The sequence below is a fragment of the Pseudomonas sp. P110(2024) genome (assembly GCF_057480795.1).
Window position 1 is genome coordinate 80,547 of sequence record NZ_JBLIYT010000005.1, and the last position, 16,334, is coordinate 96,880.

Annotated in this window: 18 protein-coding genes; 12 read left to right on the forward strand and 6 right to left on the reverse strand. The window is 59.3% G+C overall.

Features of this window, described 5'->3' with window-relative positions; genetic code table 11:
• Positions 1-2 precede the first annotated feature (2 nt).
• Positions 3-326 (reverse strand): hypothetical protein, encoded by a 324-nt coding sequence (locus AC25ND_RS09455; RefSeq protein ID WP_236248137.1) that lies wholly within the window; start codon positions 324-326, stop codon positions 3-5.
• Positions 327-579: 253 nt separating this feature from the next.
• Here AC25ND_RS09455 and AC25ND_RS09460 point away from each other — a divergent pair, with 253 nt between their 5' ends.
• Positions 580-1,506: a universal stress protein gene (locus tag AC25ND_RS09460; protein ID WP_028688832.1), complete on the forward strand. Its 927-nt coding sequence runs from the start codon at positions 580-582 to the stop codon at positions 1,504-1,506.
• A 29-nt stretch (positions 1,507-1,535) separates the two neighbouring features.
• On the opposite strand, the gene AC25ND_RS09465 is transcribed toward AC25ND_RS09460, so the two are convergent.
• Positions 1,536-2,084 carry a GNAT family N-acetyltransferase gene (locus AC25ND_RS09465; RefSeq protein ID WP_186595960.1) on the reverse strand — a complete coding sequence of 183 codons (549 nt, stop codon included), beginning with the start codon at positions 2,082-2,084 and terminating at the stop codon, positions 1,536-1,538.
• A 177-nt stretch (positions 2,085-2,261) separates the two neighbouring features.
• Between AC25ND_RS09465 and AC25ND_RS09470 the strand changes: the two genes are divergently transcribed.
• From AC25ND_RS09470 to AC25ND_RS09480, 3 genes are read left to right on the forward strand one after another with little or no spacing between them, the layout of a single operon-like run.
• On the forward strand, positions 2,262-3,188 hold the full coding sequence (locus AC25ND_RS09470; protein ID WP_182324580.1) for a universal stress protein: 927 nt from the start codon (positions 2,262-2,264) through the stop codon (positions 3,186-3,188).
• A complete protein-coding gene (locus AC25ND_RS09475) occupies positions 3,179-4,546 on the forward strand; it encodes an MBL fold metallo-hydrolase RNA specificity domain-containing protein (protein ID WP_486976260.1) in 1,368 nt (455 codons plus the stop codon). Before AC25ND_RS09470 ends, AC25ND_RS09475 begins: the two co-directional genes overlap by 10 nt.
• 55 nt (positions 4,547-4,601) lie before the next feature.
• Entirely contained in the window at positions 4,602-5,210 is a 609-nt protein-coding gene (locus AC25ND_RS09480; protein WP_182324655.1) for a hypothetical protein, read from the forward strand.
• A gap of 42 nt (positions 5,211-5,252) precedes the next feature.
• Here the strand turns inward: AC25ND_RS09480 and AC25ND_RS09485 are convergent, their stop codons facing one another.
• The 3 genes from AC25ND_RS09485 to AC25ND_RS09495 all read right to left on the reverse strand — a co-directional run bounded on the left by AC25ND_RS09485 (position 5,253) and on the right by AC25ND_RS09495 (position 6,866).
• Positions 5,253-5,822 carry a GNAT family N-acetyltransferase gene (locus tag AC25ND_RS09485; RefSeq protein ID WP_062574025.1) on the reverse strand — a complete coding sequence of 190 codons (570 nt, stop codon included), beginning with the start codon at positions 5,820-5,822 and terminating at the stop codon, positions 5,253-5,255.
• Positions 5,823-5,983: 161 nt separating this feature from the next.
• Positions 5,984-6,409: a potassium channel family protein gene (locus AC25ND_RS09490; RefSeq protein ID WP_028688838.1), complete on the reverse strand. Its 426-nt coding sequence runs from the start codon at positions 6,407-6,409 to the stop codon at positions 5,984-5,986.
• A gap of 238 nt (positions 6,410-6,647) precedes the next feature.
• Positions 6,648-6,866, reverse strand: coding sequence for a hypothetical protein (locus AC25ND_RS09495; protein ID WP_023630431.1), 219 nt, complete (start codon positions 6,864-6,866; stop codon positions 6,648-6,650).
• Positions 6,867-7,164: 298 nt separating this feature from the next.
• Between AC25ND_RS09495 and AC25ND_RS09500 the strand changes: the two genes are divergently transcribed.
• The 5 genes from AC25ND_RS09500 (at position 7,165) to AC25ND_RS09520 (ending at position 12,183) form a co-directional block, all read left to right on the forward strand.
• Positions 7,165-8,025, forward strand: a complete 861-nt coding sequence (locus AC25ND_RS09500) for an RNA ligase family protein (protein ID WP_062362323.1) — start codon at positions 7,165-7,167, stop codon at positions 8,023-8,025.
• 14 nt (positions 8,026-8,039) lie between these two features.
• Positions 8,040-9,185, forward strand: coding sequence for an AAA family ATPase (locus AC25ND_RS09505; RefSeq protein ID WP_062362326.1), 1,146 nt, complete (start codon positions 8,040-8,042; stop codon positions 9,183-9,185).
• Between the two features lie 305 nt (positions 9,186-9,490).
• Complete coding sequence (locus tag AC25ND_RS09510; protein ID WP_486976261.1) at positions 9,491-10,624, forward strand: pyridoxal-phosphate-dependent aminotransferase family protein; 1,134 nt, start codon at positions 9,491-9,493, stop codon at positions 10,622-10,624.
• 22 nt (positions 10,625-10,646) lie between these two features.
• Positions 10,647-11,198, forward strand: coding sequence for a YdeI/OmpD-associated family protein (locus tag AC25ND_RS09515; RefSeq protein ID WP_486976262.1), 552 nt, complete (start codon positions 10,647-10,649; stop codon positions 11,196-11,198).
• Between the two features lie 163 nt (positions 11,199-11,361).
• Positions 11,362-12,183, forward strand: a complete 822-nt coding sequence (locus AC25ND_RS09520) for a hypothetical protein (RefSeq protein WP_145978870.1) — start codon at positions 11,362-11,364, stop codon at positions 12,181-12,183.
• Here the strand turns inward: AC25ND_RS09520 and AC25ND_RS09525 are convergent.
• Positions 12,162-12,377, reverse strand: a complete 216-nt coding sequence (locus AC25ND_RS09525; RefSeq protein ID WP_486976295.1) for a hypothetical protein — start codon at positions 12,375-12,377, stop codon at positions 12,162-12,164. The two genes, AC25ND_RS09520 and AC25ND_RS09525, sit on opposite strands and share 22 nt — an antisense overlap.
• A 910-nt stretch (positions 12,378-13,287) precedes the next feature.
• On the opposite strand from AC25ND_RS09525, the gene AC25ND_RS09530 reads away from it, so the two are divergent.
• The 3 genes from AC25ND_RS09530 to AC25ND_RS09540 all read left to right on the forward strand — a co-directional run bounded on the left by AC25ND_RS09530 (position 13,288) and on the right by AC25ND_RS09540 (position 16,290).
• The gene (locus AC25ND_RS09530; protein ID WP_028688843.1) at positions 13,288-13,524 is read left to right on the forward strand and encodes a hypothetical protein; all 237 of its coding nucleotides are present in this window, start codon (positions 13,288-13,290) and stop codon (positions 13,522-13,524) included.
• A gap of 62 nt (positions 13,525-13,586) precedes the next feature.
• A complete protein-coding gene (locus tag AC25ND_RS09535) occupies positions 13,587-13,895 on the forward strand; it encodes a DUF3077 domain-containing protein (RefSeq protein WP_062362339.1) in 309 nt (102 codons plus the stop codon).
• A 724-nt stretch (positions 13,896-14,619) separates the two neighbouring features.
• Entirely contained in the window at positions 14,620-16,290 is a 1,671-nt protein-coding gene (locus tag AC25ND_RS09540; protein ID WP_062362342.1) for a serine/threonine-protein kinase, read from the forward strand.
• Positions 16,291-16,334: the final 44 nt, after the last annotated feature.

The following is a 16,334-nucleotide window of genomic DNA, read 5'->3' on the forward strand; positions in this document are numbered from 1 at the left end:
TTTCAGGCCTCCTTCGCTCGTCGCTGATCGCCTTGGGCCCCTGCGTCAGTATGCATGCCGCGGGTGCCGCGAGGTGAACAATCAACCAGCATGTCAAGCGAATGGGGAGCCTCGAGGCGGCCTGTGAGCCGCTCGACAAATTGCTCGGCTTCGGCAGCCGTACTGAACCCCACCCGCCAGTCATCCATATGCACCCACCAGCGTTCTGGCTCGGAGCTTTTTTCGACATGGATGTTCATCAGCGCCTCCAAAGCATGGATAGGTAATGAAAGCGTCCATGCTGGCAGCGGGGCGTGGATCACACCGTCGCGCTGTTGAGCGAACACTTCGCAGGCAACCTCAGTGTCAGCGAGCCGGAAGCGGTGCGTGACCCGCGGCGCAGTATCTACGGATACCTGAATGTGTCTGGAATATGGGAATAAAGTGCGCCAGCGAACGCTCGCCGCATTGATCCGTGTCAATGTCCCGCGTCTTGGGTAATGCCGTTGGTCTGCAGGCGCCTCCAGTTGACAAACATCAAACGTGCAAGACGTGGGAAGTAGATGCTCTTGCTTCCTAGCGCAATCCCGGAGGTGAGCCATGCAAACGCCGCAAAGACTCCTGCTGATCGCATCGCCCCTGATGCGCCGAACCCCGGTCTACGACCGTGCAGCGGCCCTGGCCAAGGCCAAGGGGATGGCACTGCACATCGTGGCATTCGACTATCTGGAAGGACTTGCCACGGCAGGCCTGGTGAACGACCAGGCGCTGGCGGTGATGCGTGAGGGCTACGTGCGCCAACACCGTGAATGGCTGGAAAGCCAGGCACTGTCGATGCGGCGCAACGGCGTCATCGTCACCACCGAAGTGGTGTGGGTGCAGCATCCTTTGGACGAGATCCTGGTGCATTTGCGTGAACAGCCATTCGCCATGCTGATCAAGGCGCTCGAACATGAGCCCTGGTGGATGCGCGCCATGTTCACCTCGCTGGATATTCAGCTGCTACGCGAAACGCGAATCCCTTTGCACCTGGTACACAACGCCAGCCAGGCATTGCCACGCAGGATTCTGGCCGCGGTGGACCTGTCCAGGCCGGAAGAACAATATGAAGGCTTCAACGATCAGATCATCAGTGAAGCGTTGAAACTGGCCTTGCAATGCAGTGCCCAGGTCGAATTGCTGTACGCCTACGACCTGGGCACCCTGTACCTGGGCGTCGACGGTAGTCGTGAGCACTCGTTCCTGTTCGACTCGAACCTCGCCCAGACCCTCCACGAAGCCCAGAGCGTTGCGTTCCAGGCGCTTGCCGAACGTAACGGGATCGCCGTCGAACACCGCCACATGCGCATAGGTGACCCGGCAAAGGCCCTGGCGCTGTTCATGGATAACAATGAAATCGATGTGCTGGTGATGGGTAGTTATCACCATCATGGCGTCGGCGGGTTCATCGGTAGCACTGCCGAGCGGGTTCTGCATCGATTGTCCAGCAGTGTGCTGGTAATTTCGCCCGAGCGCTCCCAAGGCTGAAGCACGAGGCCCGCAAGGGCCTCGCCTGCTCAAGGCCGCAAATCCAGTTGGTGCAGGATCTCGCGCACATCTCCACCCGGATAGCATGATGTAAAGCCCAGAGCCTTGGCCAGCCGGTGCATGGCATAGTTGCTCGCCATATCCCTGGATACCATGCGCTCAAATCCCTCGCGGCGTGCTGCCGCGATCAGGTGTCGCATCAGGCGCCTGCCCAACCCCTTGCGCTGCCAGTCTTCGCTGACCGCCACCGCACATTCGCAATACTGGCTACCAGCAATGCCGGCGTAACGGCTGATGCCAATCTGTTGCAATTTACCGTCTGCATGCACCAAGGCGACATAGGCCATGCACGGGGGATGATCGACTGGCATGCAGTGCGTGTTTACACCAGGCAAGCAGCCGCTCAGTCCGGCAATGAAACGAAAGCGCCGGGAGTCATAAGCAATTGTGCTGAGAAAGCGCCTGTCCCTTTCGTGGTCCTCCTCGCGTAGTGGGCGGATCAGCACCGCCGAGCCATCCTCGAGTTTTTCGACCCAGTGTTCAGCTGTTTGCGGCTGTGCGGCCTGCTGCCCGTTCATGGTGCCTCCTGATGACGTGATCAGTAGCTGTTGCAGCCGTTTTAACGTGGCGGGCCAGCGTGGTTCTGACAATCATCAAGTTCAGGCTGGGTAGCGGCTTTCTGATCTGTATCAAGCAACACCGACCCTTCGCGCGGAACATTGAAGGCATCATGCCCACGAGCGCGGAGGTTCACCATGGGTCAGTATCGACATCTGCTGGTGCTGCTCACCGAAGTCGATCCACATTCCGCTGCTTTGCGCAGGGGGCTTGCGTTGGCCCAGCTCAGCGGTGCCAGCGTGCATGTGTTGGGCTTGTTCACGCCGAACCAGCAGCACCTGCTGCGCGAAGAGCGGCTGAATGTGGCCGATATCACGCGCCAATACGAGCACTACCGCGTGCAGTTGAAAGGCTTGATCGAGCGGTATCACGGCAGCGCAATAGCGCTGACGGTCGACAGCCTGAATGCAGAGGATGTCCGTAGCCAGGCGATCGATTACATCAGTGAGCTGCGGCCGGACATGGTCATCAAGGACAGCGAAGCTGTATCGGCCTGGGGGCGGCTGTTCGGTATCCCGTTGGATTGTGCGCTGATGCGTGGTTTCAAGGGTGTCAGTCAATTCGTGCCGGCGGCTGCCATCTCTGTGCCGCGGCGTATCCTGGTCGCCGTGGATACGGCGTTCAGCGAGACGCCAGACGTCCAGGCCCGCTTCAACCGTGGACTGATCCGTGCTGCCCAGGCTTTGGCATTGCAATGTGACGCGCAGTTGCATCTGCTTTCGGCTTACAGCCTGGCTGGGGTATTCGCCTCGGACATGAACGTCACCCAGGTTTGGATCGAAGAGATGCGCGATGCACTGCAGGCACCCTTCGAAGCGCTGGCCGACGCCGAAGGCGTTGCGCCGCAGCGCAGGCACTTCATTGAGGGCCGTCCGGTACAAGTGATCCGTGAACAGGTCGCGGCACTGGACATCGATGCCCTGGTGATGGGCGTGGTACAGCCCAAAGGGCTGGATAAATTACTGGGCGACACCACCGAACGTCTTGTCAGCCGTCCACCGTGCAGCGTGCTCGCGGTTCATCCCCAAGTCGCCGAAACCTGGGAGCCCTGGCCATGCAACTGACCTTTCTTGGCGGCACCGGGACGGTGACTGGCAGCAAGTTCCTGCTGACCCGTGGTAGCACGCGGATCTTGGTCGACTGCGGACTCTTCCAGGGTTTCAAGCAATTGCGCCTGCGCAACTGGGCGCCACCGGCGCCGGCACTGAGGGCGCTGGAGGCGGTGGTGCTGACCCACGCCCACCTCGACCATAGCGGCTATCTACCGGTACTGGTCCGGGAAGGCTATAGCGGGCCGATCTACGCCACGCCGGCGACGTGCGCCCTGGCGCAAATCCTCTTGCTCGACAGCGCCCGGTTGCAGGAAGAACAGGCTGAGCATGCCAACCGCCACGGTTACTCCAGGCACTCACCGGCACGACCGCTCTATACCGAGCAGGATGCCAAACGGGCCCTGGCACTGTTTCGCCCCGTGGAACTGCACCACCCGACGCCGATCGCCGAGGGCATGGAACTGCTGTTGCGTACCGCCGGACACATTCTGGGAGCGGCCACGGTCCAGATCAGCGCCGAAGGCCAGACCTTGCTGTTTTCGGGTGACCTGGGACGCCCCCAGGACCCGATCATGCGCGCGCCCGAGCTGGTCAGAACGGCGGACGTGCTGTTGATCGAGTCTACCTATGGGGATCGCAAGCACCCTGCGGAATCGACCGAGCAGTACCTGGCCAAGGTCATCAATGAAACGCTCCTGCGCCATGGCATCATCCTTGTGCCCTCGTTCGCCGTCGGCCGTGCCCAGTTGCTCATGCATTACCTTTACACGCTCAAGCGCGACCGGTTGATTCCTGATATTCCGGTGTACCTGAACAGCCCGATGGCCACCGATGCCACTGTCCTGTACCAACGGTACTGCAGCGAACATCGGCTGACAGCGGCTGAGTGCGCCGCCCTGCGCAAGAGCACGCACATCGTCCGCACGGTCGATGAGTCCAGGCACCTTGACCAGCTGCGCGAGCCTGCGGTGATCATCGCCGCCAGTGGCATGGCGACCGGTGGGCGGGTACTGCACCACCTCAAGGCGCTGGCCCCCAACCCACGCAACAGTATCCTGTTCTCGGGTTTTCAGGCCGGGGGCACGCGGGGCGCCGATATCGTCGCCGGTGCCCACAGCGTGCGTCTGCATGGCGAGGATGTGCCGATTCGTGCACGGGTGCATGCGATGGAGAACCTGTCTGCGCACGCCGATGCCGATGAGATCATGGAATGGCTGCGCGGGTTCATCCGGCCGCCACGTCAGACCTATGTCATCCATGGCGAGCCCCACGCTGCCGACACGTTGCGGCGGCGGATAAGCCTCGAACTCGGCTGGCAGGTGTGCGTGCCTGAGTATCAGGAAACCGTTGCCATCGACCCTGTGCGCTAGCCTGGCGCGGGAGGTGCTCATGACTATTCAAGCAAGGGCAAAGCTCAGGGCATGGATGCAACGTCCCAAGGGGAGCCTGGGCTGGATCCTGGCAATCGTTGTATTGCTGCTGGCCACGTCGGTCTACCGCGGACTGAGCCCGGCCTGGCGCCTTATCATGCATGATCCGGCAGTACTGCTGGCCATACTGGCCCTGACCGTGGCGCTAGGCTGGGCAGTGCAGCGGGGTGTGAGGCGCACGGTCGGCAAGGCTATCTTCAACGGCCAGGAGACAGGCTGGCAGGACCGCTTGGCGTTCCTGCGCTCAGTGGCCCGGGAATCGAACCTCCTGCTGGTGATGCTGGTGTGCCTGGCCTTGCTGGGCACGGGCACCTTAGGATTGGCGGGGCGTTCGGTGGCGCAGATCGCGGCGAACTGCGAGGCCAATCTGCAGGCCCAAGTCGACACACCCGAACATGAAAAGCTCAACGCGCTGGTCGGCAGACCCGTTTGCACGTGCCTGGCGCAAAGGTTCATGACACGCAATGGGATATTGCGCATGGCCTTGTTCGAAACGCCCCTTCAGGGCGTGACCGGTTTGAAAGCGCTCACGCCCGATGATGAGCAGCGCTGTCTCGAGCAGTTCGACCTGCTGCCCGAGGAGGCTCATGCACGCACGCCCTGAACCAGGCCGGCGCCACGACGGGTCATGGCGCGCGACTTCAGGTCAGCTCAGTGCAAGCCGGTGGATGACCTGGCTAGGATCATCGGGGTCGGTAGTCGTGGTGAATCCTGCGGCCTTGGCCAGCTCACGCATCGCCTGGTTGGCGGCTGAGTCGATCGAATACATTTGCCGGAAACCTTTGCTCCGTGCCTGATCAGTCAGGTGCTTGAGCAGCAAGCGGCCAAGACCGTGGTGTTGCCAGCTGTCGAGTACGGTGACCGCGCACTCGCAGTCATCTTGATCAGCACAGGCGGCGTAACGGGAAATGCCCACTTCCTGCAGTTCGCCGTCCACATGCGCCAGCGCGACGAAGGCGGCCTGGCGGTCCTGATCGACCGCCATCAACTGGTCGAGCATTGCCTCACCAGGCTCCTTGATCTGGCACAGAAAACGGTAGTGCCGTGATTCTGGTGACAGGCGTTCGATGAAGGCCCTTTCACGCTGCCGGTCCTTGGCTTGCAAGGGCCTGACAAGCACATGGGTACCATTGTCGAGTGCTTCGATCCAGTGCTCGCCAACGGGCGTAGGAAACGCCGAGGCAGCAGGTTGATGGGGAGGTTTGACGGGAGTCATGGCGATGCCCTCATGCGTCTGGAATGAACAGTGGGAAGACAGTTTCGGTGCGCAGCCTCGCTCCGACTTGATCGTTGTCAACTGCGCGGCTGGCGGCCACTTTCAGCAGGAAGACGTAGCGAGTGCAGGGGCGTGGCTGGTTAGCCGAATGGCCCCAGCGGCTATTTGGCTTTCCAGTACTTCTGCATTTCCAGAAACAGGAATGAAGCGGTCCAGGTAATCAGCACCAGGCCGGTCAATCCCTGCAGGCCCGTGAGGTACTTGAGGTGCCCGCTGGGGGCAACATCACCGAAGCCGATGGTGGTGTAGGTGGTAAAGGAGAAGTACACGCAGTCCAGAAGACTTCCGTCGAAATTGCCGTTGAGCGTGCCCCAGCCTTTGGCATGGACCATCAGGTAGTAGGCCAGGGCAAAGCACCAGACCTCCAGGGCATGGGCCAACAGAGCGCCGAATACGCCCGCCACGATACGAAACCGGCTCCAGAGCTTGAGGCGCGGTAGCCAGTCATTCAGACGCAGCAGGCATTCGTAGTGGATGATCACCACCAGGATCACGACCAGCATGTTGATCAGCGTGACGGTGAGCATCGCAGGAACTCTAGGACGGGCGGTTCATCTCGTGCATGTCGACATGCTTAGCCAGCAGGACCGTTGGTCTCGCACTCACGACTCAGGGTGACGCTATCGCGCCGGGTGGCCTTGATATTTATCAATAATGGACCAGCGCCGGACTGAATGGGTCAACGCTGCCATGGCTTCGCGGCGCCACGGCGCAGGAGCAAGGGTAGGGCGGTCGCGAGACCCGATGCCGCGCCGCCCGGACGCGTCAGTCTTTGCTGGCGTTGAGCTTACGCAGCTCTTCGTAGGTGGCGGACTGGACGAACCAGAAGCCGGAAACGATGCACCAGCCGAGGCTGCCGACCACGAACACACCCAGGGCAGGCAGGAACCCGCCGGTGAACAGCGTGATGAGCGCGAAGAGCCAGATAACGGCCAGGGAAACGTAGAGGACGATGTTGTTGACGCTGATGACGAAGTCTTTCACGAAGCCTATTCCTTGCGGGATTTCAAAAGATTGCCCCTCCAGGGGCGCGCGGATGCTATCACATTGCTTTCATTGAGGGCTTGACTTGCTGACGGCACATGCTGTTGAATGCGCGCCCTCGAATCCCCGCAACCTTTTCCCAAAGTGGTGAAGCCAGTGCCCTGCGCCATCAAACACGCCTGATACCGACGACGGTCCATCGTGCCTGATGGCTGCCCGCGCCTGCGCGCGGCGGCGCTTCATCCTCGTACCTACCTGATCCTGTCGTCGGTTTTTCCCTATTTCCAAGGAGAAACCCATGAACATGGATTTTCGTGCCGACGCACATTCCCTCGAACTGCTCAAATACCCCCGCACACCCCATCTGCAAGGCTCGCGCCTGCAGGACGGCGACAGCGATGCCGGCCAGGTGGCCTATGGCACGTTGACCGGCCAATGGCTGGTGGTGGAAGAGAAACTCGACGGCGCCAACGCCGGCATCAGCTTTAGCAACGGTGGCGAACTCCGCCTGCAGTCGCGTGGCCACTACCTCACCGGCGGTGGCCGCGAGCGCCAGTTCAACCTGTTCAAGCAATGGGCCGTCGCCCACGAGCACTGGTTGCTGGAGCGTCTTGAAGACCGCTTCGTGCTGTATGGCGAGTGGCTGCACAAGAAGCACTCGGTGTTCTACGACCACCTGCCGCATTTTTTCTGCGAGTTCGACGTGTGGGACCGCGCCACGGGGCTGTTCCTGTCCACCGCGGCGCGCCGCCGCCTGCTCGCCGACGGCCCGGTGCTGTCGGTGCCGGTGCTGTACGAAGGCCCGGCACCGCGCCGCTACGCCGAGCTGATGGCGTTGCTCGGCGACTCGCTGGCCAAGACCGCGCAATGGCGCGAAGTGTTCGAGCAGGTGGTGCGCCGCGAAGGCCTCGATCTGGCCCGCGCCTGGCGCCAGTGCGACCGCTCGAGCCGCATGGAGGGGCTGTACCTGAAGCTTGAAGACGAGCGCCAGACCCTGGGCCGGCTCAAGTGGGTGCGCCAGGACTTCGTCCAGGCCATCCTCGACGCCGACCAGCACCATGCCAACCAACCGTACATACCCAATCAACTGGCCGCCGGCGTCGATCTCTACGCGCCGCGCCTGTCCCTGGACTGGCACGGCGTACGCCGCGGCGACTGAAGGAGCTTCCTGAAATGGACATTCGACAACTGCAACAACTGGTGCCCGACCCCGGGCAGGATATGGACAGCGCCGCTTGCCTGGCGGCCATTCCGGCCCTGGCACGCCTGGCCGACACCCCGCAGGATCCGACTTATCACGCCGAGGGCGATGTGTGGGTCCATACCCGCCTGGTGGTCGAGGCGCTGCTGGCGCAGCGCGCCTACCGCGACGCGAGCGCCGAGCAGCGCTTCGTGCTGTTCCTCGCTGCCTTGCTGCATGACATCGCCAAGCCCGACACCACGGTGATCGACCCGCAGACCGGGCGCATCGGCCAACCCGGCCACTCGCGCCGAGGCGCGGTGGATGCGCGTCTGCTGTTGTGGCGCGCCGGCGTGCCGTTCGCGCTGCGCGAACAGATCTGCCGGATCATCACCGTGCATCAACTGCCGTTCTTTGCCCTGCAGGGCGATCGCAGCGGGCGTAGCGCGGAATTCCTGCTGCACAAGCTGTCCTGGGAGCTGCCGGTGTGGATGCTCTGCGCGGTGGCCGAGGCCGATATGCAGGGCCGCCACTATGCCGGCAAGGCCGATGTGCTGACCGCCATCGAACTGTGGCGCGAGCTGGCGGCAGAGGAGGGATGCCTGTACGGCCCACGGGCGTTTGCCGACGACTACACACGCATTCAGTACCTGCGTGGCGCCCGCGTGCACCCGGACTATGCGTTGCATGAACCCCAGGGTTCCCAGGTGGTGATGCTCTCGGGTCTTCCGGCCAGCGGCAAGGACACCTGGACCGCCCGACACCACCCGGACCTGCCAGTGGTGTCGTTCGACGACGCGCGCCAGGCCCTGGGCCTGCGCCACGGCCAGAACGAAGGCGCCGCCGCCCACTACGCCATCGACCGGGCCAAGGCGCTGTTGCGCGAGCGCAGGCCCTTCGTGTGGAACTCGACGCACCTGTCGGGGCAGATGCGTAGCCGTACCCTGGACTTGCTGTATGGCTACGGGGCGCAGGTGGAGATCGTCTATCTGGAGCGGCCGGAGGACGAGATCATGCGGCGTAACCAGCGACGGGACACATCGCTGCGCAATGACGATATACGGCGGATGCTGTTCAAGTGGGAGGTGCCGCTGCCGACCGAGGCGCATCGGGTGAGGTATGAGGTGGTGACGGGGTGAGCGGCACTCGATCGATCAGTAGCTGGCCACTGGGTTGATATTGGCGGCGCCGATTTCGTCGCTGGGACCGCAGGGTGGGTGGGACAAGGAGTTTTGCTTGCAAGGCAAGGAAGTGGGCATCTCTGATGTTCAGTACGGGACTCGGCTGCAGGGGAAGCTGTTGAGACTTCAACCAGTATGCGTTTCCCTGATTTGAGTCAGGCAGGGGCCGGGCTGACGATGCGGTATGCCTGATGCATCTTGTCATTTGCAATGGCTTAGGGCAGGGTCGATGCCATGGACCTATCTGCCAAAGGAACCGCACCATGTCGAAGATCTATCCCGGTATCGATCCCGAAGGGCTGGTCGAGTATTCGGTGGTCTACACGGACCGCTCGCTCAACCACATGTCCCAGTCGTTCCAAGGGGTGATGAAGAACATTTCAACCACCCTGAAACAGGTCTACAACGCCCAGGCGGTTGCGGTGGTTCCGGGCAGCGGCACGTTCGGCATGGAAGCGGTGGCACGGCAGTTTGCCACCGGCCAGCAATGCCTGGTGATACGCAACGGCTGGTTCAGTTATCGCTGGAGCCAGATCCTCGAGATGGGCAACATTCCGGCGGCCACAACGGTGCTGAAAGCCCGGCCGGTTGAAGCGGGGCGCCATGCTGCCTACGCCCCGGCCCCTCTGGACGAAGTGTTGGCGGCCATTGCGTCGCAGAAACCGCAGATTGTCTTCGCCCCCCACGTTGAAACGTCATCAGGGATCATCCTGCCCGATGAATACCTGCGGGCCGTGGGCGACGCCGTGCATGCGGTGGGTGGCCTGTTCGTGCTGGACTGCATCGCCTCCGGCGCGATCTGGGTTGATATGCACAAATGCGCGGTCGATCTGCTGATCAGCGCACCGCAAAAAGGCTGGAGCGCCTCACCTTGCTGCGCCCTGGTGATGCTCAGCGCCTTGGCCCTGGAGCGCATCGAATCGACGCAAAGCACCAGCTTCGCCTGCGACCTGAAGAAGTGGCTTCAGATCATGCAGGCCTATGAGCAGGGCGGCCACGCCTACCATGCGACCATGCCCAGCGATGCCCTCGCGCGGTTCAACGAAGTGATGAAAGAGACGCAAGCCTACGGTTTCGACAAGGTCTGCGACGAACAACAGGCGCTGGGTGACCGGGTGCGCGCAATGATGACCCGCAAAGGTATCAAGAGCGTCGCCGCAGCAGGCTTTCAGGCCCCTGGCGTGGTGGTGAGCTACACCGATGATGCCGATATCAAGAGTGGCAAGAAGTTTGCCAGCCACGGCCTGCAGATTGCCGCCGGCGTGCCGTTGCAATGCGACGAGCCGGCCGACTTCCAGACCTTCCGCATCGGCCTGTTCGGGCTCGAAAAGCTGCACAATATCGAGCGTACGGTCAGCACCCTTGAGCAGGCGTTGGACGAGGTGATGGCCAAGTAAGCTCTTGGTGGGAGAACTTGCAATGACAGCAGACGATGCGAGGTGCCGATTCGAAGCCAAGCTTATTCGTCCGTTAAAGCCCGGTGATGACAGGTCGTGGGCGTTTGCAGTTCTTCCAAGGGACGCGAGTGAACGGCTTCCGAGGCGGGGAAGGACATCCGTTGACGGCACGATCAATGGGCATCCTTTTCGGGCAACCCTGGAGCCCGATGGTCAACTGAGCCATTGGCTGAAGGTCAGTAGCGATTTACTCGATGCGGCAGGTGTGGCCGTTGGAGATATCGTTACCCTCGAACTAGTACCGGTGAAGAAGGAGCCCGAGCCTGATATTCCAGCGGATGTCGAGGAGGCCCTGGCAAGCACACCTGAGGCTCAAAAGGTTTGGAACAGTACGACGACCCTTGCGCGGGTGGACTGGATTCACTGGATTACTTCTGCGAAGCAACTCAAGACGCGTGAAAAACGAATAGGTGATGCCTGCGATATGCTTGCGAGCGGCAAGAAGGCGGTTTGCTGTTTTGATTCGTCTGGCTACTACAGTAGAGCCTTCCGGGCGCCGGAAGCGGAAAATTAAACGTGGGCTGGCAATGCGCAGAAGGGTACACAGCGCTGGCAGTAGCAGCGCACAGTATTAGCTGCGGTGCCTTCTGTGAGCATGCCTCAGCTGCTGCGCTGGTGCTGTCGGCCAGCTCTGCCAGCACCGTCCATCCTATTTATCCCCCATTTGAGGTTTAAACTTGTCCATCGATTTGAGTAAAGTTGAGGCAGATATCGTCCATCGGTTTGTGATGAGCGTGACTATTCCGATCCTCCATGAACTGGGCGATGCGGCTGCTTTGCTAGCCACCGGCACACTTTTCAAAATAGCGGGGCGCTCTTTCATCATCACCGCACGTCATGTCTTCGACGAGGTATCTGACCTGACACTGCTGGCTTATCCCGAAAATCCGCTGAAGGGGAGTCTGCACACTTTTGGTGATATGGCAATCTACAAGCCTAAGGAAGAGCACATCGATGTCGCGGTCATTGAACTCCTTGATCCTGAGACACTGCGTCGTCTCCACGCTGGATGGCAGTTCCTAGAACTCAAAAATGTTGGCATCCCTTCGAAAAATCTAGATGATGGCAGTGTATTTGTAGGGGGTTACCCCCAATCACTGACAGATCTGCAAGATGGCTGGACAACAGGTGCTTTCTTGACTGCGTACACCCAGCGCATACCAGATACTCCTAGCGGTGCGTTGGAACCAGTCTGTGAAGACTTGGATATGTTTTTCGATTATGGGCACTTAGCACATACATTGACGGGCGAGCCCATCACTACGCCAGTGCTCAAAGGTGTAAGTGGTGGTTCGATATGGGAGATGGTAGAGCCGACGTCAACTGTATGGTCACCCGATCAGAATGTCAGAGTCATCGGTGTTCAATCCTCTTTCCGCCACTCTGATTTCATACGGGCCAAAAATTGGTGGGCTGTGGCAGCTGTGCTGGAAGAAGTCGACGAGGGACTGGCCGCCGAAGTCCATGCGAAGCTTAATCAGCGCGATCGCGTTTTTTGAGCTACGGATTGGCATGTGCCTCCGGCTTTAGCCCGCACTCCTGGATCCCTCGCGACTGTACGCCGATCACGCTGGAATATCAGAGGTCGATGATCGTTTTTAGCCAAAAAAACGATGGCGCCATCGACTTCTTTCACTGCGCCAGGATTATGGACGTATTGAATGTTTGGTCTGACCGTCAGCCAATTGGCCACGTGCAAGCAGGACTACCACCTGCCTTGGCCGCTGACAATCTGGTTGATGGAGGGCCCCCGTCCGCTCGTCGAGGTGGCGTCCACCCTCTGCACGTCTTTGTCTAAATTCGCACAGGTCACCTGGGCTGAACAGTCCGCTCCAGGACAAACGAAGGCTCGTTTATTGGTAATAACACCTGCCCAAAACAGGTCATAGGCTCGATCGGGATCGACAAAGTCTCCAGCCTCAATGCTAAACGCAACATCCAATGCCATGTTTTTTGTCAAACCTCCTGTAATCCTATTGATGGCCCCCAACGCTAGCGGGTGACATAAAGGGCTCGATGTGATGACAGCGGTCTGGTATGCCCTCAGTAACCATCGCCGTGGCCGAATCCTCGCACACAATCTGGAGCAGGGCGACTCTAACGATGGCGAAATGAAATCATTTTTTTTCTTGTGCCAAACGAGAAAGCTGCGACTGACCTGCTCATGCAGATTTACCGTGATCGCCGGTACCTCTGGCCAGATCAAGAAAAGGCTGGACAACATGCGCCGTCAACCAGCCGTTAACAATCAGCGGCCCACGTATGGCCCAATAGGTCTGGACTGAGTCTTTGTATGTGAGCTAAATCGGATTTTCCCTCTTCTCTGTAGTCCATTTCCGAAACATACTCCCACCGCCTTACAGCCCATTGCAGCAGCCCTATCAGCCATCTAGTCTCGCCAAGTCGCTACTAAACCCGCGACACGGCTTTGACAGGTCGTTGCTGATAGAAGGATTGCACGTTGTCGCTTATGGCGGCTGTACGTGGGGCACCTCGTGTGCGCCGGGTTCCTTCATCCTCGGTCTGTCAACCCACGTACCGCTGCCACCATTCTGTTTGACAGCAGGATCTTGGCGGTTCAATCCCGATGAAGGAGTGTAACCATGCTAAAGATCGTTCCTGACCCACCGCTACACGACAAATACACCACCCACACCCTCGAAGACCTCCTGGTCCAGATCTCTGAATATCTCGTCTGCGCCCTGACCGTCAGCCAGCAAACCGTCCTGCTGCACGCCAAACCGCCAGGCCAGGTCCTGACCCTCGCCGCCATGCACGAAATCGACAGCGCCCGCACCTTGGTGGAGGTGGCGCTGAGTCGCGTGCAGTCCCGGCATTGACCTGGCGATTGATGTTCACCGATCAGGCCCCGCGCCGTTCGCGGGGCCGCAGGAGGAATGGTATGGATAAGGAATTGCAAACCCCGCGCATCAAGAAACTCGCAACCACCGGCGTCGGGCATTTCGGCGAGGCTGGAGAGGAGGGCGGTCAAGACCCGCTGTTCCGTGTTGTGGCGGGCCATTCAATGGAGCATGCGGTTGAGCAGGCAACCGTGCTGATGTGTGCAGTGCACAAGATCAGTGATCTGGCGATGACAGAGGCGGATCATTTGCCTACGCTGCTGACGGCGGTGCATTACCTCAGTGGCATGGCCAAGGCGCTGGCCCAGGATGTGAATCATGGGTTGATGATTGGCCGGAGGGTTGAGTAGGAATGCGCAGGCCGCTCTGGCTGGTGTCATTCTGTTAGACGCCGGGGCCGCTTTGCGGCCCATCGCCGGCAAGCCGGCTCCTCCCTCAGCACCAAGGCAGCTCCTTTAGCCAGTCCACCTATCGATACTTGACCCTTGGGCGTCCAGGGAAGGCTTTTGGTAGGATTGATATAAATACGCAGCTCAGTCTCGAATCCCTCCTCCAACCCAGACACGATCACTAGGTAGAAATTGGCTTTGCTTGCTTCTGCGCGGCGGAACTCGGTTTCAGTTGTGGTAGGAATTCCCTTCGAAATTTCCTGCAAATCGCCAAGGCGTAATGCCCTCGAGCCAGGTGAGATTCATGACATTGACAGCCCCCTTGCTAATACTTCGGCATCCTGAGGTCGCGCCGGCGACAACTGAGAGTTAGATCCGGGGATTTCTGGGCGTGCCGCATCCGCGGACGGCTGTCGTACACCGAGCCACCTATGGCGTCTTGGCCCTACGGGCTTCCATCCTCACGCTCTTCGGCCGTTCAGGCCTGATTTTTACACATGCCCATATGTCTTTTCGATCTACTTATGGAGGGATATAGTAGCGCAGGTTCGGAGTACAGGTGCTGCAGTGCAAATTTTCAGGAAATTTGTCGCTAAATACGACATTTTTATGGTTATTCACCCGGAAAATTGCTCTGGTTGCCTCGCTTACCCAAGGACGCAGTGGTCAGAAAAGGAGTATACACATGGCTGAATCACCCGATGACATTTGGATCGATGCTGCCTCATATGAAGAGCGTTGGGATGTTCTTGATAAAAAAGTAGGAGAGGGTGGCCAGGGCGTTGGGCATCGAGCTGCGCGCAAGTCTGATCGAAAAATTGCGTTTGTTAAGGTAATTGGCGGTGTTGGTCACGAACGCCGCACTAGGAGCTATGGTGAGGTAAAGGCCTACCAGGCTCTTGAAGGTCAGAGCGTACCCAGAATCATAGAAACCAATACGCACAAACACGATGATGACGCTTACGAGCTATATATCGCGACCGAATTTATTGACGGTTTGACGCTGAGAAAATGGCGGGATCGGAACAAGCGCATCAGCCCCGTTGAGGCAATTGAGCTAACGCTTAATTTGTTGAGCATTGTGGAGGAAGCTCACGCTGCGGGAATATTGCACCGCGATATAAAACCCGAAAACATCATGGTGAGCTCAGGTGATGGTCAGCTTGTGCTCGTAGACTTCGGCATTGCTTACAATCGCAACATCACGCTGAAAAAGGCTCTCACAAGTGATGGTCATCAGCTCGGCAACCGGTTCTATCCGCTACCAGAACTATTTGGCGGCAGCGTCGACAAACGCAGCTGTATAACAGATCTAGCATCCGTTTCAGCAATACTTTTCTTTCTGCTGACGGGGAGAAACCCTTCGATCCCCCAAGGTGGAGATGGAAGCCTGCCGCATCAGAGGGAGGATGTAAAAGCGTTCTTTAGCGGTGCCGAGAACAGCGGCATTCGAGCGTTTTTCGACCGGGCTTTACAGTGGAATGTTGGCCGCAGGTTTCAGACGGCTCAAGATCTGAGAGCCTCTTTGGTAAAGCTCAAAGAGTTGATCACCAATCCTGCGCCAATCGACGATATGACCCAGTTGATGAACATTCTCGAAGATCCTACGTTCACAGCGCACGGGGAGCACATGAAGCGGATCCGTGATGCCTTGGGCTGGGCGGTGGCTTGCTATGGGTCTGTAAGGACGCTAAGCACGGGCAAGCTTACTGCGCAGCAAGTCTTCATCAACGAGGGGGCGGAGCCCGGTTACGTGAGGATTCGCTGGGACTATAACGGTGTTTACCGCACCTGCACCCATGTTTGGGTTGAGGCTATCGGCAGTGAGCTTGTATGGCACACCACAAAGGGGGAGGTGTACCGTGCCTCGATAGCGGCGCATCTTGATGAGGCCCACAGCACGGAGTTCGGAAAGCGCTCGGTGCTCCCTGATATGCTGCGGATACTTCAGAATCAGCCCAACGATCTTCCTGAAGAGTTCTCGGCTCGTCTGGTGCTCAGAGACAGGTTGGCGGCATCCACCGCAGAGGCTGTCGAGAGGTCGGCCCGTGAAGGATTACCGGTCTTCGTGATCATTTATGATGACTCGCCAACTAGCGCAGATCGTGAGCATTTGCTTGAGAGGATACTCGGTGATGAGGTTGTGCAGCGGACTATTTTGGCAACTTTCATTCTGCTAATCGTGGGTCGCTCCAAACTGCCTGAACACATCGAGGCGCCAAGGTATGGCGACGCATGTGCCGTTATTGAACTAGGCCAGTGGACACGAATCCGCCCACTGGTGGCAAACCGCAATGCAGCACGTGAAGACATACTCGCTCTGCGGGACGAATTCGAGGCACGAGCTAGGTCTTAACGTAACAGTGCTTATCGTTGATCGAGCTTGTAGATTTTTCAGCC

Bases quoted from the DNA above. Each gene is read 5' to 3' on its own strand.
- AC25ND_RS09460 (WP_028688832.1), top strand. From the start codon at position 580: ATGCAAACGCCGCAAAGACTCCTGCTGATCGCATCGCCCCTGATGCGC.
- AC25ND_RS09465 (WP_186595960.1), bottom strand. From the start codon at position 2,084: ATGAACGGGCAGCAGGCCGCACAGCCGCAAACAGCTGAACACTGGGTC.
- AC25ND_RS09470 (WP_182324580.1), top strand. From the start codon at position 2,262: ATGGGTCAGTATCGACATCTGCTGGTGCTGCTCACCGAAGTCGATCCA.
- AC25ND_RS09475 (WP_486976260.1), top strand. From the start codon at position 3,179: ATGCAACTGACCTTTCTTGGCGGCACCGGGACGGTGACTGGCAGCAAG.
- AC25ND_RS09480 (WP_182324655.1), top strand. From the start codon at position 4,602: ATGCAACGTCCCAAGGGGAGCCTGGGCTGGATCCTGGCAATCGTTGTA.
- AC25ND_RS09485 (WP_062574025.1), bottom strand. From the start codon at position 5,822: ATGACTCCCGTCAAACCTCCCCATCAACCTGCTGCCTCGGCGTTTCCT.
- AC25ND_RS09490 (WP_028688838.1), bottom strand. From the start codon at position 6,409: ATGCTCACCGTCACGCTGATCAACATGCTGGTCGTGATCCTGGTGGTG.
- AC25ND_RS09500 (WP_062362323.1), top strand. From the start codon at position 7,165: ATGAACATGGATTTTCGTGCCGACGCACATTCCCTCGAACTGCTCAAA.
- AC25ND_RS09505 (WP_062362326.1), top strand. From the start codon at position 8,040: ATGGACATTCGACAACTGCAACAACTGGTGCCCGACCCCGGGCAGGAT.
- AC25ND_RS09510 (WP_486976261.1), top strand. From the start codon at position 9,491: ATGTCGAAGATCTATCCCGGTATCGATCCCGAAGGGCTGGTCGAGTAT.
- AC25ND_RS09515 (WP_486976262.1), top strand. From the start codon at position 10,647: ATGACAGCAGACGATGCGAGGTGCCGATTCGAAGCCAAGCTTATTCGT.
- AC25ND_RS09530 (WP_028688843.1), top strand. From the start codon at position 13,288: ATGCTAAAGATCGTTCCTGACCCACCGCTACACGACAAATACACCACC.
- AC25ND_RS09535 (WP_062362339.1), top strand. From the start codon at position 13,587: ATGGATAAGGAATTGCAAACCCCGCGCATCAAGAAACTCGCAACCACC.
- AC25ND_RS09540 (WP_062362342.1), top strand. From the start codon at position 14,620: ATGGCTGAATCACCCGATGACATTTGGATCGATGCTGCCTCATATGAA.